This window comes from Polaromonas sp., assembly GCF_043778355.1.
Taxonomy (GTDB): Bacteria; Pseudomonadota; Gammaproteobacteria; order Burkholderiales; family Burkholderiaceae_C; genus Polaromonas.
The window spans coordinates 1-9,127 of the sequence record NZ_JAYWHI010000059.1 but is presented as its reverse complement, the minus strand read 5'-3'; the positions used below and the strand labels follow the sequence as shown (position 1 = coordinate 9,127).

At 63.2% G+C, this 9,127-nt stretch carries 8 protein-coding genes; 2 read left to right on the top strand and 6 right to left on the bottom strand.

The window, feature by feature from the left end; all coding sequences use genetic code 11:
* The 4 genes from ACH2CW_RS09450 to rpsB all read right to left on the bottom strand — a co-directional run.
* On the bottom strand, nt 1-203 hold a 203-nt coding region (locus ACH2CW_RS09450; RefSeq protein ID WP_395057424.1), incomplete at its 3' end, for a ribosome recycling factor.
* Between the two features lie 66 nt (nt 204-269).
* Nucleotides 270-980 (bottom strand): UMP kinase, encoded by a 711-nt coding sequence (pyrH, locus tag ACH2CW_RS09445; RefSeq protein ID WP_395057422.1) that lies wholly within the window; start codon nt 978-980, stop codon nt 270-272.
* A 64-nt stretch (nt 981-1,044) separates the two neighbouring features.
* Entirely contained in the window at nt 1,045-1,956 is a 912-nt protein-coding gene (tsf, locus tag ACH2CW_RS09440) for a translation elongation factor Ts (protein ID WP_395057420.1), read from the bottom strand.
* Nucleotides 1,957-2,070: 114 nt separating this feature from the next.
* Nucleotides 2,071-2,823, bottom strand: a complete 753-nt coding sequence (rpsB, locus tag ACH2CW_RS09435; protein WP_395057418.1) for a 30S ribosomal protein S2 — start codon at nt 2,821-2,823, stop codon at nt 2,071-2,073.
* A gap of 349 nt (nt 2,824-3,172) precedes the next feature.
* Between rpsB and ACH2CW_RS09430 the strand changes: the two genes are divergently transcribed.
* Both ACH2CW_RS09430 and ACH2CW_RS09425 read left to right on the top strand, forming a co-directional pair.
* A complete protein-coding gene (locus tag ACH2CW_RS09430) occupies nt 3,173-4,435 on the top strand; it encodes a D-amino acid dehydrogenase (protein WP_395057417.1) in 1,263 nt (420 codons plus the stop codon).
* A gap of 18 nt (nt 4,436-4,453) precedes the next feature.
* Nucleotides 4,454-6,016: an NAD(P)H-hydrate dehydratase gene (locus tag ACH2CW_RS09425; RefSeq protein WP_395057415.1), complete on the top strand. Its 1,563-nt coding sequence runs from the start codon at nt 4,454-4,456 to the stop codon at nt 6,014-6,016.
* Here ACH2CW_RS09425 and ACH2CW_RS09420 read toward each other — a convergent pair.
* A complete protein-coding gene (locus ACH2CW_RS09420; protein ID WP_395057413.1) occupies nt 5,963-6,523 on the bottom strand; it encodes a YggT family protein in 561 nt (186 codons plus the stop codon). The genes ACH2CW_RS09425 and ACH2CW_RS09420 overlap by 54 nt on opposite strands.
* 5 nt (nt 6,524-6,528) lie before the next feature.
* Nucleotides 6,529-8,841, bottom strand: a complete 2,313-nt coding sequence (gene rnr / locus ACH2CW_RS09415; RefSeq protein ID WP_395057426.1) for a ribonuclease R — start codon at nt 8,839-8,841, stop codon at nt 6,529-6,531.
* Nucleotides 8,842-9,127: the final 286 nt, after the last annotated feature.

Here is a 9,127-nt window from a genome sequence, read left to right as displayed (position 1 = left end):
ACGCTGATGGTGCGGGCGTCGAGCAGCGAGACGTTGGCCACCTGACTGATCGGCACCATGGCGCCGTAGTAGTCCACCTGAACGGTATCGAGCAAACCCGGGTTGGCCCGCCCGGTGCGGATCTTGGTCAGCGCCTGCTTGAAGGACTCCAGCGACTGCTGCATTTTCTGTTCAGTGCTGCTCTTGATATCAACAATGCTCATGATGGAATCTCCGGATCGATCTTGTTTATGCAAAAGTTGTTCGCGACCCGCAGCGGCCGCTAACGCTCAGACGTGAACCAGGGTGCCTTCATCCTCGCCCATCACCACGCGCTTGAGCGCGCCATGCTTGAAGATGCTGAAAATCTTGATCGGCAGCTTCTGGTCGCGGCACAGCGCGAAGGCCGTGGCATCCATCACTTCGAGGTTCTTGCCAATGGCCTCATCAAAGGTGATGTTGGTATAACGCGTCGCCGACGGGTCCTTCTTTGGATCCGCGCTGTAGACGCCGTCCACCTTGGTGGCCTTGAGCACGATCTCGGCGCCGATCTCGGCGCCGCGCAAGGCGGCGGCGGTGTCGGTCGTGAAAAACGGGTTACCCGTGCCGGCCGCAAAAATGACCACCTTGCCCTCTTCGAGGTACTGCAAAGCCTTGGGGCGCACATAGGGCTCGACCACGCGCTCGATGCCGATGGCCGACATCACACGTGGCGTCAGCCCGGCCTTGTCCATGGTGTCGCCGAGCGCCAGCGCATTCATCACCGTGGCCAGCATGCCCATGTAGTCGGCGGTGGCGCGGTCCATGCCGACCGAGCCGCCGGCCACGCCGCGAAAAATATTGCCGCCGCCGATCACGACGGCGACTTCGACACCCAGACGCGTCACCTCGGCGATCTCCTCAACCATGCGCACAATCGTCGCGCGGTTGATGCCGAAGGCATCGTCTCCCATCAAGGCTTCGCCGGAAAGTTTCAACAAGATTCGCTTGTAGGCTGGCATGAGGGGAGTTCCTGTCGTTTTTATGGGCGTTAGTTTAGCGGCCTTCCGGGTCAGTTCGGGCCGATCAGCCCTTGGCGGCAGCCACCTGGGCAGCCACTTCAGCCGCGAAATCGTCCACCTTCTTCTCGATGCCTTCACCGACGACATACAGGGTGAAAGACTTCACGGTGGTGGCCTTTTCCTTGAGCATCTGCTCGACGGTCTGCTTGTCGTTCTTCACGAAAGTCTGGTTGTGAAGGCTGACTTCTTTCAGGTATTTCTGCACGCCGCCTTCGATACGCTTGGCAACAATTTCGGGGGACTGCACCGGCTTGCCGGCGGCAGTTGCCACGGCGGCATCTTCGGCGGCCTTGGCGGCAGCCACGGAACGCTCACGCGCTACCAGCTCGGCAGGCACCTGGTCGCTGGACAGGGACACCGGCTTCATGGCCGCCACATGCATGGCCACATCCTTGGCGGCAGTTTCATCGCCGTCAAACTCCACCACCACACCGATACGTGTGCCGTGCAGGTAGGACGCGAGCTTGCCGCTTTCGAAACGCTGGAAGCGGCGCACCGACATGTTCTCGCCGATCTTGCCGATCAGGCCCTTGCGCACATCTTCGACCGTCGGGCCGAAACCGTCCAGGCTCAGCGGCATGGCGCCGATCGCGGCCACATCGGCTGGCTTGTTCTTGACGATGCCCTTGGCGACTGCATCGGTGAAGGCCAGAAAGCTGTCGTTTTTGGTGACGAAGTCGGTTTCGCAGTTGATCTCGACCAGTGCACCGATGCCGCCTTCGCTGTGGTAGGCGATCACGCCTTCGGCGGTGATGCGGGACGCCGCCTTACCGGCCTTGTTACCCAGCTTGACGCGCAGGATTTCTTCGGCTTTTTCAAAGTTGCCTTCGGCTTCGGTCAGTGCTTTTTTGCACTCCATCATCGGGGCGTCGGTTTTTGCGCGCAGTTCTGCGACCATGCTTGCTGTGATTGCCATCTTCGGTTCTCCGTGTGTCGTGTTGACTTCAAATAAATACGTGCCTTTGAACAAAGGCTGTGAAAAAGGGGCTACGCGAGCCCCTTTTTCGCGTCAGGCGCAGGGCCGGGACTATCAGGCAGCGGCGTTTTCCACTTCGACGAATTCGTCGGTGCTTTCAGCGGAAACCATCTTGACGACTTCGTTGCCAGCGCTGGCGCGGCCTTCGATGATCGCGTCAGCGATGCCACGTGCGTACAGGGCCACAGCCTTGGACGAGTCGTCATTGCCGGGAATCACGTAGTCGATGCCGATGGGCGAATGGTTGGAGTCCACCACGCCGATCAGCGGGATGCCCAGCTTCTTGGCTTCGAGGATGGCGATCTTGTGGAAGCCCACGTCGATCACAAAAATCGCGTCAGGCAGGGCATTCATGTCCTGGATGCCGCCGATGTCTTTTTCGAGCTTTTCCATTTCGCGCTTGAAGGTCAGCTGCTCTTTCTTGCTCAGGGCGTCGAGGCCGACTTCCTGCTGGGCCTTCATTTCCTTGAGGCGCTTGATCGAGGTCTTGACCGTCTTGAAGTTGGTCAGCATGCCGCCCAGCCAGCGCTGGTCAACAAAAGGCACGCCGGCGCGCTTGGCTTCGGCAGAGACCAGCTCGCGGGCCTGGCGCTTGGTGCCAACCATCAGGATGGTGCCGCGGTTGGCGGACAACTGCTTGGCGAACTTCATCGCCTCCTCGAACATCGGCAGCGATTTTTCGAGGTTGATGATGTGGATACGGTTGCGATGGCCGAAGATATACGGGGCCATCTTGGGGTTCCAGAAGCGGGTTTGGTGACCGAAATGGACGCCGGCTTCCAGCATTTCACGCATGCTTGTTGACATAGAGATACTCCAAAGGTTGTGTCTAAAATCAGCGCTTATCACCCGAAGAGATCTTTTGAAAAGTACCTCGGGCAACACCTTGAATGGCTGATTTGCGATTTATTGCGCGAAGGGCCGAACGCCTTTCGTACAACCCGCTGAGTATAACATCCTGCTACTGCTCCCCTGCCCGCCAGACATCGCGGCGCTACCCATGGCGCTGACCTGACCCGCCTGGCCGCCCCACCTGTACTATGAAAATGATAGCTGTCTACGCCAGTCCAGAAAGGGCTAAGGGCAGATTTGAGCAAGAAAACATGCACTTCCCCCTGATTCCGTCCATTTCTACCGGTTTGCGCCGGACCAGGCCATGAGGGTCGCCGTCATAGGCGCCGGCATCATCGGCATCACCACCGCCTGGGAACTGGCCCTGGACGGCCACGAGGTCACCGTGTTCGAACGCCGCGGCGCGGCTGCTGAAGAGGGCAGTTTCGCCAACGCCGGCGTGGTCGCGCCCGGTTACGTCACACCCTGGGCCGCCCCCGGCATGCCGCGCAAGGTGCTGGGGCACCTGTTTCGCCGCCATGCGCCTGTGACACTGGGCTTGCCGCTGTCCGGCAGCGAGCTGGCCTGGATGTGGAAGTGGTGGCGCGCCTGCAAGCTGGAAACCTACCTGGCCAACCGCGCCCGGCTGCAGCGCCTGGCGTTTTACAGCCGCGAACGCCTGCACCAGATCACGGCCGACCGGCAGCTCGACTACGACCGCAGTCCGGGCTACCTGGTGCTGCTGCGCGCAGAAGCCGACGCCCGCATGGTGGAGCCCGGCCTGCAGGTGTTGCGCGATGCTGGCGTGGCTTTCCGCCAGGTTGGTAGCAACGAGGCGCGCAAGATCGAGCCCGCGCTCAATCCAGACACGGCTTTCCTGGGTGCGATTCACCTGCCGGACGACGAGGTCGCGAACTGCCGGCAGTTCGCGCTGCTGCTGAAGACCGAAGCCCAGCGCCTCGGCGTAAATTTTGAATTCAACAAGGCGGTAGCCCATATGGAACGGGCGCAACCAGCTACTTTTTTGATAGCAGGCGAAGCCGCGCCGCGCAGTTTCGACGCGGTGGTGCTGTGTGCCGGCCTGGCATCAGCGCGCCTGCTCAGGCCGCTGGGTTTGAACATTCCGCTGGCGGCGGTCTACGGTTACTCGATCAGCGCACCGCTTCGCGAGCCGCTCAACGCGCCACGCAGCGCGCTGATGGACGAACGCTACAAGGTCGCCATCTCGCGCCTGGGCAACCGCGTGCGGGTAGCCGGCAGCGCGGAAATTGGCGGCGATCCGGACAAAAAACGCGCAGCCTCGGTGCAAACGCTTTACAAGGTGCTGCAGGACTGGTTCCCCGGCGCAGCCCACACCTCCAGCACAGGCGCCAGCGTGCAGGAGTGGAAAGGCGCTCGCCCCATGCTGCCAGACGGCCCGCCCCTCATCGGCCCCAGCGGCCTGCCCGGCCTGTGGCTTAACCTGGGCCATGGTTCCAGTGGCTGGGCGCTCAGTTGCGGCAGCGCGCGCGCCATCGCCGATCTGGTCGGTGGCCAAACGCCGGCGATCAGCATGGACGGCTTCGACGTGGCTCGCCTCAAACGCTAGCGGGCTCACAATCGGGCCATGCACCCGCTTTCCACCGCCCTCACCTTGCCGCTGCAGACAGTCGCAGCAACGCGCCGGCTGGAGCAGCAAGCGGCCGCGGCGTTGCCCGCTCACACGCTGATGCAACGCGCGGGGCTGGCGGCCGCTCGCCTGGCCCTGGCGCTGGCGCCGCATGCCCAGCAGATCTGGATCGCCTGCGGCCCCGGTAACAACGGCGGCGACGGCCTGGAAGCGGCCCTCCAGCTGCACCAATGGGGCAAAACCGTCACAGTGACCTGGCTGGGTGAACGCGGCGAACGCGCAGGCAAACTGCCCGCCGACGCACGGGCTTCGCTGCAGCGGGCCCGCGCTGCCGGTGTTTGCTTTGCGGACGCCCCGCCGCCTGATTTTGATTTCGCCATCGATGCCCTGCTGGGCATAGGCGCCACGCCGCGCCCCGGTGACGGCAGCGCAGAAGTCCTTCGCATGGCGCGCTGGATGCAGTTGCTGCGAGGCAGCAGCACGCCAGTGCTCGCGCTCGACATTCCGAGCGGTCTGGATGCCGACACCGGCGTCGATTTTGCTCCTGAATTCATAGCTGGCAGCGCCTGTCCGGAAAGGGCTGGCGCCCGATTTTGCTTGAGTTTTTTAACGCTGAAACCGGGCTTGTTCACCGCCGCCGGGCGCGATCTGGCCGGGCAGGTCTGGTGGGACGATCTGGGCGTCGCGCCGCCTGCAGGCATGGCGCCCGATGCCTGGCTGGCCGGCCAGGACCGTGCCGGCACCACCGGCCGCAGCCAGGCGCGCCACAGCAGCCACAAAGGCAGCTTCGGCGATGTGGCGGTCGTCGGCGGCGAGTCGGCGGCCACCACCCACATGGCCGGCGCCGCGCTGCTGGCGAGCCGAGCGGCCCTGCATGCCGGCGCCGGCCGGGTGTTTGTCGCGCTGCTCGGCAGCCCCAGTCTGGCGGTGGACCCGCAGCAGCCCGAACTGATGTTTCGCAGTCCGGACGCGCTGGACCTGTCCGGGCAAGTGGTGGTGTGCGGTTGCGGCGGCGGCGATGCCGTCGCCGCCGTGCTGCCCAGAATCCTGTCGAGGGCCACCGCACTGGTGCTGGACGCCGATGGGCTCAACGCCGTCGCCACCGACACGTCCCTGCAAGCCTTGCTGCGCGCCCGCGCCGCGAAGGGCTGGCGCACCGTGCTGAGCCCGCATCCGCTGGAGGCGGCACGCCTGCTCGGCATCAGCACGGTCGCCGTGCAAGGGGATCGCCTGAATGCGGCCATGCGGCTGGCTGCCAGGTCTCAGTGTGTGGTGGTGCTCAAAGGCTCGGGGACGGTGATCGCCTCACCGGATGTGATTCCGGTGATCAACCCCACCGGGAATGCCCGCCTGGCCACAGCCGGCACTGGCGATGTGTTGGCAGGCATGCTGGGCGCGAACCTGGCTTCCGGGCTCCCGGCTTTTGAAGCCGCCTGCGGCGCGGTGTTCCGGCATGGACGGCTGGCCGACAATTGGCCAGACGGACAGACCTTAACCGCGTCGCGGCTAGCCGAGCACCATCAAGCCGATCTGCAGCAACAGCAGCAGCACCAGCGCTGACAGGTCGACCCCACCGATCTGCGGGATCACCCGGCGAAGCGGCGCCAGCAAGGGCTCTGTCAGCCGCCCCAGCAGGCCGTACATGGGCGAGCCAGGTTGCACCCAGGAAATAATCGCAAAAGCCAGCACCGCGATAAAAGCCACCTGCAGGGCAACACGCAACAGCATCTTCAAGGCCCCGAGCAGCAAGGCCGGCAGCAGCGTGGGGCTGACCTCCGGAATACCGCCGGACAACATGCCGATCAGCAGCACACCGAGCAAGGCGTACAGCAACGCCAGCACAAAGGCCGCCAGCACGCTGGCCCAGTCCACGCGCGACTTTGCCACCGCTGTGGGCAGCACACGGCGCAAGGGTTTGACGATCCAGTCGCTCACCGCCATCACGAAGATGCCGGGCTGCGCGCGCATGTTGATGCGCTGGTAGTTCATCCAGGCGCGCAGCAAGGCGGCCCCGATCAGCACAAAAAACAGCGTCTCGAGAAGGAAACCCAGGATACGGATCAGCATGCCGCTCAGCGCCTCGGTTTCTTGCTGGATTTTCGGCCGGGACCACCGGCCGACTTCTTGACCGCCGCCTTGAGTGCCTGGATCGGCGAGACCGCCGCACGGCTGCCGCCGGCATGGCTGCCCCGTCCGGCTGCGCCCTGCCCACTGCGCTTGTCGGCGCGTTGGTCACCGCGTTTGTCCGCACGCCTGTCGCCACGCAGCTCGCCCGAATTGCGGTTTGCACCGCGCTCCTGCTCCGGCAGGTCACTGGCGCGTGCGCCGGTCTTGTCCTTCATGGCACGGGTCAGCAGCTCCTCACCTTCGCGGACCAGCCGGAAGTCGATCTTGCGCCCGTCCAGGTCCACCCGGCTGACCTGCACCCGCACCCGTGTGCCGATGGCATAACGGATGCCGGTGCGTTCGCCGCGCAACTCCTGGCGCGCCTCGTCGAACTTGAAGTACTCGCCACCCAGTTCGGTGATGTGCACCAGGCCTTCGACATACATGGCGTCCAGCGTGACAAAAATGCCGAAGCCGGCTGCCGACGTGACCACGCCACCGAATTCCTCGCCCAAATGCTCGCGCATGTACTTGCATTTGAGCCAGGCTTCCACATCACGGCTGGCCTCGTCGGCACGGCGCTCGTTGGCACTGCAATGCAGGCCTGCAGCCAACCAGGCCAGTTGGTCCACACTGAATTTTTTCGGCTTTTGTGTCGGGTCGCTGACCCGCGACGCCAGGCGCTTGGACAGCTTGGCCTCGGCTTCGCCGGGTGTGGGCAGGGTCGGCAACTGGTAAGTCGTCTGATTCAGGATGGCCTTGATCACACGGTGCACCAGCAAGTCGGGATAACGGCGGATCGGGCTGGTGAAGTGGGTGTAGGCCTCATAGGCCAGGCCGAAGTGGCCGTTGTTCATGGGCGTGTAAATCGCCTGTTGCATAGAACGCAACAGCATCGAGTGGATTTGCTGCGCGTCCGGCCTGTCCTTGGTGGCCACCGCGATCTGCTGGAACTCACCAGGGCTCGGGTCGTCGCTGATCGTCATCCCGAGGCCAATGGCCTTGAGGTAGTTACGCAGCATGTCCTTTTTCTCTGGCGTCGGACCTTCGTGCACGCGGAACAGTCCCACGTGTTTGCTCTGGGAAATATAGTCTGCCGAACACACATTGGCCGCCAGCATGGCTTCCTCGATCAAGCGGTGCGCGACGTTACGCGTGCGTGGCACGATTTTCTCGATGCGCCCGGCATCGTCACAGACGATCTGGGTTTCGGTGGTTTCAAAGTCCACCGCGCCGCGCACGCTGCGTTCCTTGAGCAGGGCCTGGTAGACATCGTGCAGGTCCAGCAGGTGTGGCACCAGGGCCTTGCGCTGCATCGCCTCCGGGCCGCGCGTGTTGCCGAGAATGGCCGCGACTTCGGTATAGGTGAAACGCGCGTGGCTGAACATGACGGCCGGATAAAACTGGTAGGCGTGGACCTCACCCTTGGCATTGACCAGCATGTCGCAGACCATGCACAGGCGCTCGACATTCGGGTTGAGCGAGCACAGGCCATTGGAGAGTTTCTCCGGCAGCATGGGAATCACACGACGCGGAAAATACACGCTGGTGGCGCGGTCATAGGCATCCACGTCAATCGCGCTGCCGGTCTCCACGTAGTGGCTCACATCGGCAATCGCCACCAGCAAGCGCCAGCCCTTGCCACGGCCGACCTTGGCCGGCTCGCAATACACCGCATCGTCAAAGTCACGCGCGTCTTCGCCGTCGATGGTGACCAGCGGAACGTCGCTCAGATCAACACGGTGTTTTTTGTCGGCGGGGCGCACGGTGTCCGGCAAGGTGCGGGCCAGCGCCAGCGCCGGGTCGCTGAACTCGTGCGGGACACCGTATTTGCGCACCGCAATTTCGATTTCCATGCCGGGATCGTCGATCTCGCCGAGCACTTCCTTGACGCGTCCGACCGGCTGGCCGAACAGCGCTGGCGGCTCCGTCAGCTGGACCACCACGATCTGGCCCGACTTGGCGGTGCCCGTCGCCCCTTTGGGGATCAGCACATCCTGGCCGTAACGCTTGTCTTCAGGTGCCACCAGCCAGACACCGCTTTCCTGCAGCAGCCGGCCAATGATGGGGTTGGACGAACGCTCGATGATTTCTGTGACACGTCCTTCAGGACGGTTCTTGCGGTCATGCCGCACGATGCGCGCCTTGACACGGTCCTTGTGCAGCACGGCGCGCATTTCGTTGGGCGGCAGGTAGATGTCAGCCTCGCCGTCATCGCGCTGGACGAACCCGTGGCCATCACGGTGGCCTGAAACGGTGCCTTCAAATTCGGCAAGCAGCCCGGCACCCGGCCCGATAGTTTGTGTGGTTGTTTTGATAAGTGATCTCTTTTCTTGAGATGGTTGGTTGTCGGAAGTCAGCAAAAAACGCGCCCGTTGCCGGTCCGCTTTTGCTTGTTATGGGGGCAGCCAAAAATGCTGCACCATGAATGAAAATTTTTGAAGTCCGCCCCGGAAAATCCATTCTGTAATGGTACACTGCTGGCTGTGCCCGGGTGGCGGAATTGGTAGACGCGCACGGTTCAGGTCCGTGTATCGCAAGATGTGGAGATTCGAGTTCTCTCCC

What these genes read in the sequence shown, in the direction of transcription:
- pyrH (WP_395057422.1), bottom strand. Translation starts at nt 980, where the DNA reads ATGCCAGCCTACAAGCGAATCTTGTTGAAACTTTCCGGCGAAGCCTTG.
- ACH2CW_RS09420 (WP_395057413.1), bottom strand. Translation starts at nt 6,523, where the DNA reads ATGCTGATCCGTATCCTGGGTTTCCTTCTCGAGACGCTGTTTTTTGTG.
- rpsB (WP_395057418.1), bottom strand. Translation starts at nt 2,823, where the DNA reads ATGTCAACAAGCATGCGTGAAATGCTGGAAGCCGGCGTCCATTTCGGT.
- tsf (WP_395057420.1), bottom strand. Translation starts at nt 1,956, where the DNA reads ATGGCAATCACAGCAAGCATGGTCGCAGAACTGCGCGCAAAAACCGAC.
- ACH2CW_RS09430 (WP_395057417.1), top strand. Translation starts at nt 3,173, where the DNA reads ATGAGGGTCGCCGTCATAGGCGCCGGCATCATCGGCATCACCACCGCC.
- ACH2CW_RS09425 (WP_395057415.1), top strand. Translation starts at nt 4,454, where the DNA reads ATGCACCCGCTTTCCACCGCCCTCACCTTGCCGCTGCAGACAGTCGCA.